At 72.2% G+C, this 16,819-nt stretch carries 9 protein-coding genes; 5 read left to right on the forward strand and 4 right to left on the reverse strand.

The window, feature by feature from the left end; translation table 11 throughout:
• Positions 1 to 56 precede the first annotated feature (56 nt).
• Positions 57 to 2,045, reverse strand: coding sequence for a discoidin domain-containing protein (locus tag OG982_RS26170; RefSeq protein WP_266949295.1), 1,989 nt, complete (start codon positions 2,043 to 2,045; stop codon positions 57 to 59).
• A gap of 222 nt (positions 2,046 to 2,267) precedes the next feature.
• Here OG982_RS26170 and OG982_RS26175 point away from each other — a divergent pair, with 222 nt between their 5' ends.
• Complete coding sequence (locus OG982_RS26175; RefSeq protein ID WP_266949296.1) at positions 2,268 to 6,491, forward strand: bifunctional nitrate reductase/sulfite reductase flavoprotein subunit alpha; 4,224 nt, start codon at positions 2,268 to 2,270, stop codon at positions 6,489 to 6,491.
• 55 nt (positions 6,492 to 6,546) lie between these two features.
• Here OG982_RS26175 and OG982_RS26180 read toward each other — a convergent pair whose 3' ends face one another.
• Together OG982_RS26180 and OG982_RS26185 are read right to left on the reverse strand one after the other, a co-directional pair.
• A complete protein-coding gene (locus OG982_RS26180; RefSeq protein WP_266782563.1) occupies positions 6,547 to 7,737 on the reverse strand; it encodes an aromatic amino acid transaminase in 1,191 nt (396 codons plus the stop codon).
• Positions 7,730 to 8,788 (reverse strand): DMT family transporter, encoded by a 1,059-nt coding sequence (locus tag OG982_RS26185; protein ID WP_266782561.1) that lies wholly within the window; start codon positions 8,786 to 8,788, stop codon positions 7,730 to 7,732. The genes OG982_RS26180 and OG982_RS26185 overlap by 8 nt, the downstream gene beginning before the upstream one ends.
• Before the next feature lie 139 nt (positions 8,789 to 8,927).
• Here OG982_RS26185 and OG982_RS26190 point away from each other — a divergent pair, with 139 nt between their 5' ends.
• The 4 genes from OG982_RS26190 (at position 8,928) to recQ (ending at position 13,969) form a co-directional block, all read left to right on the forward strand.
• A complete protein-coding gene (locus OG982_RS26190; RefSeq protein WP_323139283.1) occupies positions 8,928 to 9,386 on the forward strand; it encodes an Lrp/AsnC family transcriptional regulator in 459 nt (152 codons plus the stop codon).
• Between the two features lie 109 nt (positions 9,387 to 9,495).
• Complete coding sequence (locus OG982_RS26195) at positions 9,496 to 10,062, forward strand: PadR family transcriptional regulator (protein ID WP_266782557.1); 567 nt, start codon at positions 9,496 to 9,498, stop codon at positions 10,060 to 10,062.
• 72 nt (positions 10,063 to 10,134) lie between these two features.
• Positions 10,135 to 11,856 (forward strand): acyl-CoA dehydrogenase family protein, encoded by a 1,722-nt coding sequence (locus OG982_RS26200; protein WP_266949297.1) that lies wholly within the window; start codon positions 10,135 to 10,137, stop codon positions 11,854 to 11,856.
• A 124-nt stretch (positions 11,857 to 11,980) separates the two neighbouring features.
• Positions 11,981 to 13,969 (forward strand): DNA helicase RecQ, encoded by a 1,989-nt coding sequence (recQ, locus tag OG982_RS26205; protein WP_266949298.1) that lies wholly within the window; start codon positions 11,981 to 11,983, stop codon positions 13,967 to 13,969.
• 37 nt (positions 13,970 to 14,006) lie between these two features.
• Here recQ and OG982_RS26210 read toward each other — a convergent pair whose 3' ends face one another.
• Positions 14,007 to 16,766, reverse strand: coding sequence for a P-loop NTPase fold protein (locus OG982_RS26210; protein WP_266949300.1), 2,760 nt, complete (start codon positions 16,764 to 16,766; stop codon positions 14,007 to 14,009).
• Between the last annotated feature and the right edge of the window lie 53 nt (positions 16,767 to 16,819).

The following is a 16,819-nucleotide window of genomic DNA, read 5'->3' on the forward strand; positions in this document are numbered from 1 at the left end:
CCTCCGGTTCTCGCGCGGGGGCGGGCGGCCGTCATCGCCCGCCCGCCCCGGCGCGGTCAGCTGCTGTAGACGCCGACCTCGTGCAGGGAGTAGCCCCACTTGGTGCCGCGCTGCACCCCGTGGATCCGTACGTGGCGGGCCGTGACGCCGGCGAACCGCGCCGTGTCCAGGCCGCCGTCACCCGTGGTCGTGGACCACGCGGTCTGCCAGCTCGTGCCGTCGGTCGAGACCTCGACACGGTACGCCTTCCCGTACGCGGCCTCCCAGTCCAGGGTGACCCGCGAGACCAGGTTCGCGGATCCGAGGTCGACCTGGAGCCACTGGTCGTCGCTCCAGTCGCTGGCCCAGCGGGAGCCGGTGTTGCCGTCCACCGCCCTGCCCGGCGCGTAGCTCGTGAACGGGTTCCACTCCGAGGAGCTGGCGGAGGCGGGCGCGCCCGCCGCGAGGTTCACCCCGGCCTTGTGCTTCTCCGAGGCCCCCCAGGTGCGGAGGTAGGACTCGGCGCCATTGAACAGGTCGTCCACGACGCCCTGCCCGCCGACGAGCCGGATGTCCTCGATCCAGTCCGGCACCAGGCCGTAGTGCGAGGCGCCGTCGGTGTTCAGGTCCCACGTGCGCTGCCCGGTGGTCTGCTTGTCGATGACGGAACCGCCGTCGACGCTGCGGAACGGGTACGTCACCGGGTTCGAGGTGTTCGCCCCGCGCGGGCCCGGCCAGCCGCCGACGCCGTTCATGTCGGTGCCGTAGCCGTACCCGACCTGGTACTTGTCGCGCAGCGCATCCGTGCGCTTCGCCTCCGCGCTGAACGCCTCGCTGCCGTTCATGTACTGCGCGGCGAACCCGCCCAGCTTGTACAGCCGCTCCAGCCAGTCCATGTCCATCCAGCTGTGCGAGGAGATCACACCCGGGTACGACTCGGCTTCCAGGATGTCGAAGGCCCGGCCCGCGGCCTTGACGCTCATGTGGTCGACTTCCAGCATCATCTTGCGTTTCATCATGCCGCGCACCGCGTACTCACCGAGGTCGGTCAGACCGCGGGTGTTGCACCGGGCGCCCGCCGCGTACCGGGGCACCGAGACCCCCGCCGGCAACTCCTTCTGCGCCGCGGGCGCCGCCGCGAGGCCGATGGGGTTGTCGTGCTGCGGCCCCTTGCACTCCTCCGTCTGCCAGAACGTGCCGGTCGACAGGAACTGGCCCACGTTGATCGCCGTACCGAGGGCGCCCTCGTCGAAGCGGACCCCGCACAGCGCGTTGTCGAACTTGTGGCACAGGAACATGCTGCGCACCCCGAGCCGGTGCAGCTCGTCGAGGCCCCGGTCGATGTCGGCCTTGGAGCACTGCGCGACGTCCAGGATCATCTTGCAGCCGAACGGCTCGGAGGTCTCGACGCCCAGGATCACCGCCAGCTTGCCCTGCGCGATGACCTCGCGGGCCTGCGCGGAGTCGGTGACGATCCGGAACCAGCCCTTGCCCGCGCCGCCGTACATCTTGTCCACGTACGCCTGCATGTCGTACGTCTTCTGCGCCTGGAGACGGATGGAGGTCATCTCGTCACAGGAGCGGTCCTTGAAGAAGTAGACCGAGCAGATCACCCCGTTGGTCACGAGGTCGTTGACCAGCACCCGCTGCCCGCCGCGCCAGGCCCGCTCGATCCAGGCGTAGTAGTTCTGCTGGTGGGTCAGCGAGTCGTGCGCGGGCCAGTCCTTGAAGGTCGGCCAGCCGTCGGGGTCGTGCTTGCCGTCCCCGCCCTTGGTGATGAAGTCGAAGACCGCTAGGGAGCCGTCGGGATAGTGCTCCGGGCAGTCCTTGAGGGCGTCCGCCACCCCCAGCTCGGAGAAGGCCTTGCCGCAGATCAGCCGGCCGCCGAAGGCCTCGTTCGACATGATGTGGTCGTGGGCGTCGACGAAGCCCCGTACCTGTCCCTGGGCGTCCGTGCCCTTGAAGGGCTCGCCCGTCACGTTGACCTGGGAATCGGGAGCCGGGCGGGCCGTCGGGTTCCACCAGCCGGGATCGGCCGAGGCGCCGGACGCGGGGCCGAGTGTCATGGCCACCATGCTGAGGAGTAACACCAGGAGCGCGAGAGGTCTGCGCCCACCGTGCGGGTGAGGGGTCATGGTCGAGGAGAATCGCGACTGCCGCATGCAGAGTCAATAGTCCGGGACACATGACCTGAAGACCGCGGGACACACACCTCCAGGACCCGGCGTGAGCGCGATGTGACATGGGCGTAAGGAACCGTTGGTACGGTCGCTGAGCGTGATCCGATCATGAGAGGAACCCGCCCCGTGGCTCTACCGGACTCCTCGGCCGGCACCGGACAGGTGCGGACGGTCTGCTCGTACTGCGGCGTCGGATGCGGCATGCTCCTCGACATCGGGGTGGGCCCGGACGGCAGGCGCACGGTCCTGCGGGCGACCGGGGACAAGGCCCATCCCGCCAACCGCGGCCGCCTGTGCACCAAGGGCGCGACGACCGCCGACATGCTCGCGGCGCCCGGCCGCCTGACCACCGCGCTGCTGCGCCCCGAGCGGGACGCCGAGCCGCGCCCGGTGCCCGCCGACGACGCGATCGCCGAGACCGGGCGGCGGCTGCGGGCCATCGTGGACGAGCACGGTCCCGACGCCCTCGCCTTCTACGTGTCCGGGCAGATGAGCCTGGAGGCGCAGTACCTCGCCAACAAGCTCGCCAAGGGGTTCGTCCGGACGAACCAGATCGAGTCCAACTCGCGCCTGTGCATGGCCAGCGCGGGCACCGGCTACAAACTGTCGCTCGGCGCCGACGGCCCGCCCGGCTCGTACGACGACCTCGACCGCGCCGACGTCTTCCTCGTCATCGGCTCCAACATGGCCGACTGCCACCCCATCCTGTTCCTGCGCATGATGGACCGGGTCAAAGCGGGCGCCAAGCTGATCGTCGTCGACCCGCGCCGCAGCGCCACCGCCGACAAGGCCGACCTCTTCCTGCCCGTCCGCCCCGGGACCGACCTCGCGCTGCTCAACGGGCTGCTCCACCTGCTCGTCGAGAACGGCCACACCGACCCCGACTTCATCGCCGGCCACACCGAGGGCTGGGAGGCAATGCCCGAGTTCCTCGCCGACTACCCGCCCGCCACCGTCGCGGAGATCACCGCAATACCCGAGGCCGACCTGCGCACGGCGGCGGAGTGGATCGGGCGGGCGGGGGAGTGGACGAGCTGCTGGACGATGGGGCTCAACCAGTCCACCCACGGAACCTGGAACACCAACGCCCTGATCAACCTGCACCTCGCCACGGGCAAGATCTGCCGTCCGGGCAGCGGCCCCTTCTCCCTCACCGGCCAGCCCAACGCCATGGGCGGCCGCGAGATGGGCTACATGGGACCCGGCCTGCCGGGCCAGCGTTCGGTGCTCGTCGACGGGGACCGCGCCTTCACCGAGCAGCTGTGGGGACTGGAGCCGGGTGCCCTGCGCGCCGACGGCTCCGGGCAGGGCACGATCGAGATGTTCCGGCGGCTCGCCGACGGTGAGATCAAGGCCTGCTGGATCATCTGCACCAACCCCGTCGCCTCGGTCGCCAACCGCAAGACGGTCATCGAGGGCCTGGAGGCCGCCGACTTCGTCATCACCCAGGACGTCTTCGCCGAGACCGAGACCAACGCCTACGCCGATGTCGTCCTGCCGGCCGCCCTGTGGACCGAGACCGAGGGCGTCCTGATCAACAGCGAGCGCAACCTCACCCTCGCCCGGCCCGCCGCGGACCCGCCCGGCGAGGCCCTGGCCGACTGGCGGATCATCGCGCAAGTCGCCTGCGCGATGGGCTACGCGGACGCCTTCACCTACGACAGCGCGGAGCAGGTCTTCGAGGAGCTCAAGGGCGCCGCCAACCCCAAGACCGGCTACGACCTGCGCGGCGTCTCCTACGAGCGGCTGCGCGCCACCCCCGTCCAGTGGCCCGCTCCCAGCGCCGACGGCCCGGACCGCAACCCGATCCGCTACGTCGACGGCGGCGCCGATGCCGCCGGGCCGGTGTTCCCGACGTCGAGCGGCCGGGCCGTTTTCTTCGCCCGCCCGCACATCCCGTCGGCCGAGATGCCGGACGACGAGTTCCCGTACGTCCTGAACACCGGGCGGCTCCCGCACCAGTGGCACACCCTGACCAAGACGGGGAAGGTGGCCAAGCTCAACAAGCTCAACCCCGGGCCGTTCGTGGAACTCCACCCGCAGGACGCGCGCGAGCTGGGCGTCGAGGACGGCGACACGGTCGAGGTGGCCTCGCGGCGCGGCCGGGCCGTGCTGCCCGCGCTGGTCACCGACCGGGTGCGGCCGGGCTGCTGCTTCGCGCCGTTCCACTGGAACGACCTGTTCGGCGAGTACCTGAGCATCAACGCGGTGACCAGCGACGCCGTCGACCCGCTCTCCTTCCAGCCCGAGTTCAAGGTCTGCGCGGTGACCCTGACGAAGGTCGCCACCGCGGTCACGGCGGGGCGCTCCCCGGCGACCGCGACGGCGACGGGCGTCGAGGGCGTCCCGGGCCTCGCGGGTGCGGCGGGTGCGGCGGGCCCCGCGTCGGCCCAGGTCCAGGCCCAGTCGCCGGTCCTGCCGACGGGCGTCGCACCCGGACCGGCCACCGCGTTCGGCATCGAGACCGGGCCGCCGCCGGTCCTCGCCGAGCACGAGCGCCAGTACCTCGTCGGCTTCCTCGCCGGACTGGGATCGGGCCTGCCCGGCATTCCCGTACTCCCGCCCGGCGCGCCGTTCAGCGAGGAACACGCCCGCTGGGTGAACGGCGTGCTCGCCGGGCTGTACTCGCGGGTCGGCCGGTCCGCGCCGGATGCGGCCGGCGACGCCGCGTCCGGGCGCGAGGTGGCCGTCCTGTGGGCCTCGCAGACCGGCAACGCCGAGGAGTTCGCCGCCGCCGCGGTCCGCGAGCTCACCGCGGCCGGCCATCGGGCGGCGCTCCTCGACATGGACGCCACCCACCCCGGCGCCCTCCCCGACTCCGCCGACCTCCTCGTGATCACCAGCACCTTCGGCGACGGCGACGCCCCCGACAACGGGGCCGCCTTCTGGGACGCGCTGGCCGCCGCCGACTCCCCGCGCCTGGACGGCCGCCGCTACGCCGTCCTCGCCCTCGGGGACTCCTCGTACAGCGACTTCTGCGGACACGGCCGCCGCCTGGACGAGCGCCTCGGGGAGCTGGGCGGCGTCCGGCTGGCTCCCCGTACGGACTGCGAGCCCGACTACGAGGCGTCGGCGGCCGCCTGGCTGGAGCAGGTGCTGACCTCCCTCCAGGGCGTGGGCAGGGCTCCGGGCCGGCCCGCGAACCCGGCCTCCGGGGGATCCGCACCGGCCGCCGGGGGAGGGGTGCGCACGCCCGCGCCGGTCACCGCCCGCCTCGTCGGCAACCGGCTGCTCAGCCTGCCCGGCTCGGCCAAGGAGGTGCGCCGCTTCACCTTCGACACCCGCGACAGCGAGGTCCCGCTCGGCTACGAGACGGGGGACGCGCTCGGCATCCACCCCGTCAACGCGCCGGACCTCGTGGCCGAATGGCTGGAGGTCACCGCAACCGACGCCTCCGCGGAGGTGCACCCCGGGGCGAGCGCCGGCGCGGCGGCCACCGGCCCCGGACCGGTCGCCTGGGCCGGGGCGCTGCGCCACCACCTCGACATCACGAAGATCACCCCCGGCCTGCTCCGCTTCCTCGCCGAACGCAGCGGCGACCACGGACTGCGCCGGCTGCTGCGCCCGGACAACAAGGACGCCCTCGCCCAGTGGTGCTGGGGCCGCCAGGCCGTGGACGCGGTGGCCGAGTTCCCCGTACGGGCCGGGGCGCACGAGTGGGCGCAGGTGCTCGGGCGCCTCCAGCCGCGCCTGTACTCCATTTCCTCCAGCCCGCTCACCGACCCGCACCAGGTCTCCCTGACCGTCTCCGTCGTCCGGTACGAGAACCTCGCAGGCCGCCCCCGCCATGGCGTCTGCTCGCCGTTCCTCGCCGACTCCGAGGACGGCGCCCCCGTCCCCGTCTTCGTCCGGCGCTCCCCGGCCTTCCGGCCGCCGGCCGACCCGGCCACCCCCATGATCATGGTCGGCCCCGGCACCGGCGTGGCCCCGTTCCTGGGCTTCCTCGACGAACGCCGTGCCCGCGGCCACCGAGCCCCGAACTGGCTGTTCTTCGGGGAGCAGCACCGGGCGACCGAGTTCTACTACGAGGACGAACTGGGCGCCCTGCGCGCGGACGGCACCCTCACCCGCCTCGACACCGCCTTCTCCCGCGACCAGCGGGCCAAGGTCTACGTACAGGACCGGATGCGCGAGCGCGGACCGCAGCTGTGGTCCTGGCTCCAGGACGGGGCGCACTTCTACGTCTGCGGGGACGCCTCCCGGATGGCCAAGGACGTGGACCGGGCGCTGCGCGAGATCGCGCGCGTCCACGGCGGCCTGACCGAGGGCGAGGCCGCCGTGTACGTCAAACAGCTCGCCGCCGACAAGCGCTACGTCCGGGACGTGTACTGACGGCGGCGGCGGTCGGCCGCCCGGCCGACCGCCGCCACCGCCAGTACGGCTGGCGTCAGCCGGTCCGTTCGAGGACTCCCGCGATGCCCCGCGCCAGACACGGGATCCGGTCCGCCGATATGCCCGCGATGTTGATCCGGCCCGCGGTCGTGCCGTAGATGGCGAACTCGCCGCGCAGCCGCAGCATCTGCTCCGGGGAGAGCGGCAGCATCGAGAACATGCCCTTCTGGCGTGCGAGCGACGCCGCCTGGGTGTCCCAGCCGAGCGCGGCCAGGCGCGCCGTCAGGTCGGTCCGGTTGTCCTCGATGCGGCCCCGCATGGCGTCGAGCTCGGCCCGCCAGGCGGCCCGCAGCCCGTCGTCCTCCCAGATGGCCGTCACGACGGCCGCGCCGTGCTCCGGAGGCATCGAGTACAGGGTCCGGGCGGCGTTCTGCAGCGCCGTCTCGACGTGCCGCAGCGACTGGCGGGACGCGCCCAGCACCACGGCGCATCCGGTGCGGTCGCTGTAGAGCCCGAAGTTCTTCGAGCAGCTGATGGCGATGAGCATCTCCGGCACCCGCTCCGCGAGCATCCGGGTGGCCGCGAGGTCCGCTTCGAGGCCGTCGCCGAGCCCGTGGTACGCGAGGTCGACGAACGGGACCCACCCGGCCCGGGCCGCGAGGTCGGCGAGCGCCTCCCAGGCGTCCGCGTCCGGGTCCACCCCGGTGGGGTTGTGGCAGCAGCCCTGGAGCAGCACCACGTCGTCGCGGCGCGCGTCCGCGAGGTCGCGCAGCATGCCCGCCGTGTCGGAGCGGCCCTCGGCGTCGACCCAGCCGTACGTACGCACCGTCAGCCCGGCGGCCTCCAGGATCGGCCGGTGGTTGACGTATGCGGGGTCACTGATCCACACCGTCGTGCCCGGGCGGGTCCGGCAGATCAGGTCCGCCAGCAGCCGCAGCGCCCCACTGCCCGCGACGGTCTGGACGGCCACGGCCCGCTCGGCCGCCCCGCCGGAACCCAGCACCATCGACAGCATCGCCCGGTTGAAGGCGGTATTGCCGGAGAGCCCGCGGTACTCCTTGGAGACGGAGCGCTGCGCCAGCCGTATCTCGGCCTCGCGCACGGCCGCCATGACCGGGGTCCCGCCCGTGTGGTCACGGTAGACGCCGAGGACCAGGTTCAGCCGCTCGGGGCGCGCGTCGGCGCCGAAGGCCTCGGTCAGGTCCCACAGCGGGTCGACGGGCGGCGGAAGGAGGAGCTCAAGCATCTGCGGGAACCTCGGCTCGGGGGTGGGAGGGGGACACGGGCTGGGAGGGGGGCTCGGGCGCGGGCTGGGGTTCGGGCTCGGGCTCGGGCTCGGGCTCGGGCCGTGACGCGGACCGGGGGCGCCGGTTGGCGAGGACGACCCCCGCGGTGATCAGGGGCACGCCGATGAGGACGGCGACGGTCGGGGACTCGTGGAGCAGCGGGATGGCGAGCAGTACGACGGCCACCGGGCTGAGGCTGCCCACGACCGAGCTGCGCTCCGCGCCCAGCCTGCGGATGGCGAACGCGTACAGCAGACCGGCGCAGAGGCCGACGCCGAGCCCCTGCACCACCAGGAACAGCAGGATGTCGCCGCCGGCGGCGGAGGCGATGCCGGTGGGGAGCACGCCCGTCGCGACCAGGAGCACCATCACGGCGAACGAGGGCAGGCAGAGCAGACCTATCGAGCCCACGGGGTCGAGGTCCACCTCCTTCAGCCCGACCGTGTACAGCGCCCACAGCCCGCTGGCGACGAGGAGCACGCCGGCGCCGGCCAGCACCCCGGTGTCCGGCGGGGCGACGTAGCGCCAGACGAGGGCGACCACACCGGCCGCGATCAGCGCGAGCCCGGCGACCTGCGTGCCGCGGGGCACGCCGCGGCCCGCGGCGACCATCAGCGCGGAGACGAACAGCGGCACCATGCCGGGGACGATCGAGCCGACGAACGCGGCCGAGGTCAGCGAGCCGCCGTACATCGCGGCGAGGAAGAACGGCACCCCCGCCCCGCAGATGATCTTCGCGGCGGCCGCCGGGCGCACCGCGGCGATCCGCCGGCGCCGCCGCCACAGCGCGGGCGCCAGGACGAGGACCGGAACGCCGAAGCGCAGCAGCGCGGCGTCGGCGGGGAGCAGGGAGGAGCTGCTGAGCGCGCGGGCGCTGAGCGCGAACGCGGCCCAGATGGTCACGGTCACCAGCAGCGCCAGCATCCCCCGCGCGTGCGGGGACAGCCGTGCGCGGCCCGCTTCCGGGGCCTTCGGGGGCGCCGTCGCGAGCGGGGTGTTCGGTGTCGCCAAGACGGCTCCTCCAGCCTCAAGGGGGCCGGATCCGGCCATGTGGCAACGCTAGATCTTTGTGCGAAGCAGCCGATTGCCAGTTCTGCCTCCCAGGCATAGGTTTGGGGCAGAATCTGCCAAGGACGGCCAAGGAGTGGTGATGGACGCAGTCGATCTGCAGATCATCCGTGAGTTGCAGGCCGACGGGCGGCTGTCCAACCAGGACCTCGCCGACCGCGTCCGGCTGTCCCCCTCCCCCTGTCTGCGCCGGGTCCGGCGGCTGGAGGAAGCGGGCCTGATCCGCGGCTATACGGCCATGGTCGACCAGGTCGCCTTCGGACTCCCGATCACCGTGTTCGTCCGGATACGGCTGGAGCGCCACACGGGCGAGGCGGTGCGGGTCTTCGAGGAGCACGTCGCCGTCATCGAGCACATCCAGGACTGCTACCTGATGGCCGGAAGCAGCGACTACCTGCTCAGGGTCGTCATCGAGAGCCTGGAGGCCTACGAGGCCCTGGTGCGGCACCGGATCCACGCCATCCCCGGCATCGCCTCGATCGAGTCGAGCTTCGCGTTCGGCAGCGTGAAGCAGTCCCGCGTCTACCCGCGCCCGGCCTGACGGGTCCGCCACCGGGGTGAGCCGCCGCCCGGGAGCCGCCGGGGTGAGTCGCGTCTCACCCGGGCGCAGCCGCTTGTCTGTGCAACCAGTTGCATAGAAAGATCGCGGCATGGCGCTCGAACACGCGATCCTCGTCTCGCTGCTGGAGAAGCCGGGCTCAGGCTATGAGCTCGCCCGGCGTTTCGGCCGGTCCATCGGCTACTTCTGGACCGCCACCCACCAGCAGATCTACCGCGTGCTGGGGCGCATGGAGAGCGCCGGCCTGCTCGTCGTCCGCGAGGTCGCACAGCAGGGCCGGCCGGACAAGAAGGAGTACTCCGTCGCCGCCCCCGGCCGCGCCGCGCTCTCCCAGTGGCTGCACGAGCCGATCGAGCCCGAGAGCCTGCGGCACGACCTCGCCGTCAAGATCCGCGGCGCGGCCTTCGACGACCCCGCCGCGCTGGTCCGCGAGGTCGAACGGCACCGCCAGGTGCACAGCGACCGCCTCGCGCACTACCTCGCCGGAGAACTGCGCGACTTCACCGGCCCCGACGCCCCCGCAGTGCCCGACGCCGGACAGGAACTCCAGCACGTCGTGCTGCGCGGCGGCATCGCGTACGAGCGCATGACGATCGCCTGGCTCGACGACGTACTCGCCACCGTCCACCGGATCGGCGCGCCCCGCCCGCGCGCCTGAGCCGCTCCGCCCCCCGCATCTTCGTCAACGCCGCACCCGGCGACCCCTCAATCCCTCGGAAGGCGAACCTCCATGGCCGACTCCCTGCTGTTCAACCCGCGCACCTACGACCCGCAGCACTTCGACCCCGAGACCAGCAGGCTGCTGCGCGCCACCGTCGACTGGTTCGAGGAGCGCGGCAAGCGGAAGCTGATCGAGGACTACCGCACCCGCGCCTGGCTGGGTGACTTCATCGCCTTCTCCGCCAAGGAAGGCCTGTTCGCCACCTTCCTCACCCCCGCCTCCGCCGCCGACGGCCGGCCGGACCAGCGCTGGGACACCGCCCGCATCGCCGCCCTCAACGAGATCTTCGGCTTCTACGGCCTCGACTACTGGTACGCCTGGCAGGTGACCATCCTCGGCCTCGGCCCCGTCTGGCAGAGCGACAACGCCGCCGCCCGCGCACGCGCCGCCGAACTCCTCTCCCAGGGCGAGGTGTTCGCCTTCGGCCTGTCCGAGAAGACCCACGGCGCCGACATCTACTCCACCGACATGCTGCTGGAGCCCGACGGCGAGGCCGGGTTCCGCGCCACCGGTTCCAAGTACTACATCGGCAACGGCAACGCCGCCGGTCTCGTCTCCGTCTTCGGCCGCCGCACCGACGTCGAGGGCCCGGACGGCTACGTCTTCTTCGCCGCCGACAGCCGCCACCCGGCGTACCACCTGGTGAAGAACGTCGTCGACTCCTCGAAGTACGTCAGCGAGTTCCGCCTGGAGGACTACCCGGTCGGCGCGCAGGACGTCCTGCACACCGGCCGCGCCGCCTTCGACGCCGCCCTCAACACCGTCAACGTCGGCAAGTTCAACCTCTGCACCGCCTCCATCGGCATCTGCGAGCACGCGATGTACGAGGCCGTCACCCACGCGCAGAACCGCGTCCTCTACGGCCGCCCCGTCACCGCGTTCCCGCACGTGCGCCGCGAGCTGGCCGACGCGTACGTCCGGCTCGTCGGCATGAAGCTCTTCAGCGACCGCGCCGTCGACTACTTCCGCACCGCCGGCCCCGACGACCGCCGGTACCTCCTCTTCAACCCGATGACGAAGATGAAGGTGACCACGGAGGGCGAGAAGGTCATCGACCTGATGTGGGACGTCATCGCCGCCAAGGGCTTCGAGAAGGACACGTACTTCGCGCAGGCGGCCGTCGAGATCCGCGGCCTGCCCAAGCTGGAGGGCACCGTCCACGTCAACCTCGCGCTGATCCTCAAGTTCATGCGCAACCACCTGCTGGACCCGGCCGAGTACGCGCCCGTCCCGACCCGCCTCGACGCGGCCGACGACGACTTCCTCTTCCGCCAGGGCCCGGCCCGGGGCCTGGGCTCCGTACGCTTCCACGACTGGCGCCCCGCCTTCGACGCGTACGCCGAGGTGGCGAACGTCGCCCGCTTCCGCGAGCAGGCCGACGCGCTGTGCGCCTTCGTCACCACCGCCGCCCCGGACGAGGAGCAGAGCCGTGACCTCGACCTGCTCCTCGCCGTCGGCCAGCTCTTCGCGCTCGTCGTCCACGGCCAGCTGATCCTGGAGCAGGCCCGCCTGACCGGCCTCGACCAGGACGTGCTGGACGAGCTGTTCTCCGTCCTCGTACGCGACTTCTCGGCGCACGCCGTCGAGCTGCACGGCAAGGACTCCGCCACCGAGCAGCAGCAGGCCTGGGCTCTCGGCGCGGTCCGCCGCCCGGTCGTCGACGAGGCCCGCGCGGCCCGCGTCTGGGCCCGCGTCGAGGCCCTCTCCGGCGCCTACGAGATGGCCCCGTAACCCCACGCGAGACAGGCGTCCGGCCCGCTCCCGGGCCGGACGCCCCCGGGTCGCGGGGACCGCGTTGTCCACAGGTTCGGGCGGACGGATCCGGGGTGTCGGCGGGTGCGGATAGGCTTCGGGAATGGCCCTTCCGGACGCTTCCCCCGAGATCTCCGACGCTCTGCAGGTACTGCACCGAGTCTTCGGTTACAGCTCCTTCCGCGGTGAGCAGCAGGAGATCATCGAGCAGCTCGTCGGCGGCGGTGACGCCCTCGTGCTGATGCCGACCGGCGGCGGCAAATCGCTCTGCTACCAGATCCCGGCGCTCGTCAGAGACGGCACCGGCGTCGTGATCTCACCCCTCATCGCCCTGATGCAGGACCAGGTGAACGCGCTCACCGCCCTCGGCGTCCGGGCCGGGTTCCTGAATTCGACGCAGCTGCCGCACGAGCGGCAGGCCGTCGAGCGCGCCTTCCTCGACGACGAGCTGGACCTGCTTTACCTGGCCCCCGAGCGGCTGCGCACCGAGAGCACGCAGCGGCTGCTCGACCAGGGCAAGGTGGCGCTCTTCGCGATCGACGAGGCGCACTGCGTCGCCCAGTGGGGCCACGACTTCCGGCCCGACTACCTCGCGCTGTCCATGCTGCACGAGCGCTGGCCCAAGGTGCCGCGGATCGCCCTGACCGCGACGGCCACCGAGGCCACCCACGCCGAGATCGTGGCCCGCCTCGGTCTGGAGGACGCCCGGCACTTCGTCGCCAGCTTCGACCGGCCGAACATCCAGTACCGCATCGTCTCGAAGAACAACCCGCTCAGGCAGCTGCTGGAGCTGATCCGGACCGAGCACGACGGGGACGCCGGAGTCGTCTACTGCCTCTCTCGGTCCTCGGTGGAGAAGACCGCGGCCTTCCTGGTGGAGCAGGGCATCGACGCCGTGGCCTACCACGCCGGCATGGATGCCCGGACGCGCGCGGAGAACCAGGCCCGCTTCCTGCGGGAGGACGGCGTCGTCGTGGTGGCCACGATCGCCTTCGGCATGGGCATCGACAAGCCGGACGTCCGCTTCGTGGCACACCTGGACCTGCCGAAGTCGGTCGAGGGCTATTACCAGGAGACCGGCCGCGCCGGCCGCGACGGGGAGCCGGCCACCGCCTGGCTGGCCTACGGCCTCCAGGACGTGGTCCAGCAGCGCAAGCTCATCGACGGCTCCGAGGGCGACGAGGCGCACCGCCGCTCCCTGGGCATGCACCTCGACGCCATGCTCGCGCTGTGCGAGACGGTCGCCTGCCGCCGGGTCGGCCTGCTGGCGTACTTCGGGCAGGCGGGCGAGCCGTGCGGCAACTGCGACACGTGCCTGACTCCGGCCGAGTCCTGGGACGGGACGGTCGCGGCGCAGAAACTGCTGTCCACGGTCTGGAGACTGGCGAAGGAACGGCGCCAGAAGTTCGGCGCCGGCCAGATCATCGACATCCTGCAGGGCAAGAAGACCGCCAAGGTGATCCAGTTCGACCACGACGGACTCTCCGTGTTCGGCGTCGGCGCGGACCTGAGCACCGCGGAGTGGCGAGGGGTCGTACGCCAGCTGCTCGCGCTCGGGCTGCTGACGGTGGAGGGGGACTACGGCACGCTCGTCCTGACGGACGCCAGCGGCGAGGTCCTCGGCGGCCGCCGGACCGTCCAGATGCGCAAGGAGAAGGCGGCCGCCGCCGCGCCCCGCAAGGAATCCGGATCGCGCTCCGGGAAGGGCGCCCGCGTGCCGGTCGACCTCCCGGCCGCGGCCGAACCGGTCTTCCTGGCCCTGCGCGCCTGGCGGGCCGCGACGGCGCGGGAGCAGGGCGTACCGGCATACGTCGTCTTCCACGACGCGACCCTGCGCGAGATCGCGACGCGCCTGCCCACCACGACGGAGGAACTGGGCACGATCGGCGGCGTCGGCGAGGCCAAGCTCGCCAAGTACGCCCAGGGCGTCCTGGACACCCTCGCGGACCGCGCCCCCGCCGACACCGCGGCAGCCCCCGCCCCGCCGCCCCCGACCACCCCACCCGCACGGCCCACGGCCCCGCACACCGACGAGGAGCCGCCCTTCGACCCGGACGAGGAGGAGCCCCCGCCCTGGGACGACTGGCAGTAGGCCTCGGACACCGGGGAGGATCCGCACAGGCCCTGGCTCAGGGCGTCGGCCGCGGATGAAGGGGGCAGTCGGCGCGGCGCGAGGGGGGCACGGTCGGCGGCAGGCCGTCGGCCGGGCCGTCCGAGAGCTGCCACGCGGTGCGGATGGAGCCGATCAGATGCCGAGCGCTGTACGGCGAGACCTCCAGCTCCTGACGGGCCTCGCCGAGCAGATCCAGGTCCCCTTCCGGACCCCGCGCCTCCGCCGCGGCCCGCCGGCGGGCGAGGTCACCCTCGCCGAAGACGTCGAGCAGCGTCAGGGAGAACAAGACGTACGCCGACGCCTCGTCGATGAGTTCCCGGGCCTCTTCCGGCAGCTCCGCGGCCGCCTCTTCCCCCAGATGCCGGCGCAGATCGTGGAAAGCCACGTGCTCCAGCGCCCGCCGGAGCTCGGCGGAGCCACAGGGGCAGCCCGGACGCAGATGGCCCATCAGGTTCCGGAACGCGACCAGGATCGCGCTGGTCCGCGGCGTCCACCGCTGCTTGCTCAGGAGCGTGCGGATGCCGGCGAGCGTGTCGGCGAGCTCTTCGAGGATCAACTGGCGGGCGATGTCGGTGAGTTCGATGAACCGGGTCTTGTCCTTGATCTCGTCCAGACGCAGCCCGTAGCGGATGAGATCCCTGGGTATGCCGCCCGAGAGGGCGTGCGTGAGCACCTTGTAGGGCTCGGACAGACCCGATGCCCGGCGCCCCAGGATCTCCTTGGACTCCTCCAGCGTGCAGGGCAGGACGTGCACGATGTCGTCCAGCGAGCTGTCGGTGACCCCGCGGTGAGGAAGCCCCCGGCGCACGAAGGAGGCGCCGACGTCCTCGGCGACCGAGATCAGGTAGTGGACGTGCGGCACACCGAGAATGGCCTTGATCTCGCTCAGGAACGCGAGCGCCTGGGTGTCGGAGCCCAGCCGGTCCACCTCGTCGATCGCGATGACCACCCGCTGCTCCAGCCGGTGCTGCTCGTCGGCGATCCTCGTCAGCAGGTCGCGGAAGTCGGACACCAGCTCGGGGAAGTTCGGCGGCAGGGTCGACAGTGAGGTCGTCTGCGTGGTGAGGAACTGCGGGACACCGGAGGCGACCGCGGAGGACGCCGTCTGCGCGGTCTGGAGCCGGTAGAGCTTGTCGCGGCATGCGGTGACGAGGGGCGGGGGCGGGGCCTTGGGGCTCCACAGGGCCACCTTGATCAGCAGCAGCCCCACGATGATGCCGGCGAGACGGAGGGGATTCTCCGGGTCCGTCGCGATCGCCTGGGGCAGGGGCCTGGTGAAGACCAGCGCGAGTGCGACGAGGCATACGACGAGAGCGACGCGGCTTCGGAGGTACATGCCGACGAGGCGGCGCTGCCCGCTGGTTCTCCACTCCCATTCGGGGGACAGACTCGCGAACGCCGCGAACGACATGACCAACAGCAAGAGCGCCAGCGGGCCGTCCCGGCCGCTGATCTTCCCCAGGGTGGCGCGCAGACCGTCGTCGAAGAACAGCGACGCGAAGCCGGCGATGATCAGCGCCGCGCCGACGGCGAGCGAGGCGTACCAGGCACCCCGGCGGGCGGTCGCCCACCACTGCCACCGCCTCAGATGCCACAGCAGAACGCCGGCGAGGACGATGAGGACGGCCGCCCCGATCCGCTCTCCCCGCCATGTGCCGAGCGCCACGTCCGCCGCCCCGTGCCAGAGCTCCGCCGCGTGCGCGCGCACGGACCGCTCGTGTCTGGCCGCGAGGGCGCGCACGCTCGACGCCACGCCGAGCACGACGAGCGCGCCCGCCGCGAGCCCGAAGGCCAGCAGGGGCAGCGCCTTGCGGAGTGCGGGGAGCAGGCGGCGTGCCGCTCTGCCGAACGCGGAGAGCCGGGTGAACGAGGGAGGGACGTAGCCCCGGTGGACGATGTACCTCTCGCAGGTCCTGACGTAGAGGGACAGCAGGAAGTCGTACGGCGAGTACGTGGCCGGTGCCTGCGCGACGACCGCGAACCCGGCGTCGTTCGCGCAGGTTTCCAGCAGGGTCGTCTTGCCCGCGCCCCGGGATCCGCTGACGGCGATGGTCCCGCCGCTTTCCAGCTGGGCGACCTTGCGGGCGAGGCTCCGGGCGGCCCGGCTGTCGATCACGTACTGGGGATTGCGCGGCGAGCGCAGGCCGGCGTAGCTGTCGGCGAGGAGCAGCGAGTCGTGGTCGTCACCGAGGAGCGCCCGCACCACACGGTCGACGAGGGGGCGCACCCCGTTCTCCAGGAGGTCTCGGCGCCAGGAGTCTTCGGCCCACGCGGTTCTTCTCCTCCCGAGGAGGATGCGGGGCCTCAGCGCCCACTCCCGGAGGTTGAGCAGGACGTGCATGCGCCACACCGGGTGCCGCCAGATCACCGTGGCGGTCAGGGGAGGGATCACGGAGACGGCGAGGGCCGTCGTCCAGGATGCGAAGACGAGGAACACGAGGGCCGGCAGCGTGGTCGCGCCAAGAAGCACGGTGGCGGGATGCGTCCCGCTGCGGAGGTAGTCGAGCCGTCGGCTCAGCTCCTGCCCCTCTTCGAGCAGCGAGCGGAAGCGCGTCTGGGTGTCCCGGCAGGGTTCGACGGCCCGCGCGACATTGGCCTCGGTGAGCATGGCCGCGCGGGCGTTCTCCCTGGTCGCCAGGGGACGCACGTCCAGGCGCCTCGCCATCGCCGACTCGGCCAGGCAGGCGTCCACCACGGCGAGGTACACCTCCGCTTCCCGCTCCAGGGCGAAGAAGCCGGCGACCTGCCATGCGCGGCGCGGTCGGGATCGGGGCATGGACGCAGGGCCTTTCGGGAGAGACGTCGGTCAGCGTGGGTGGGGACGGCGGC

This window comes from Streptomyces sp. NBC_01551, from assembly GCF_026339935.1.
In the GTDB taxonomy this organism is placed as follows: Bacteria; Actinomycetota; Actinomycetes; order Streptomycetales; family Streptomycetaceae; genus Streptomyces.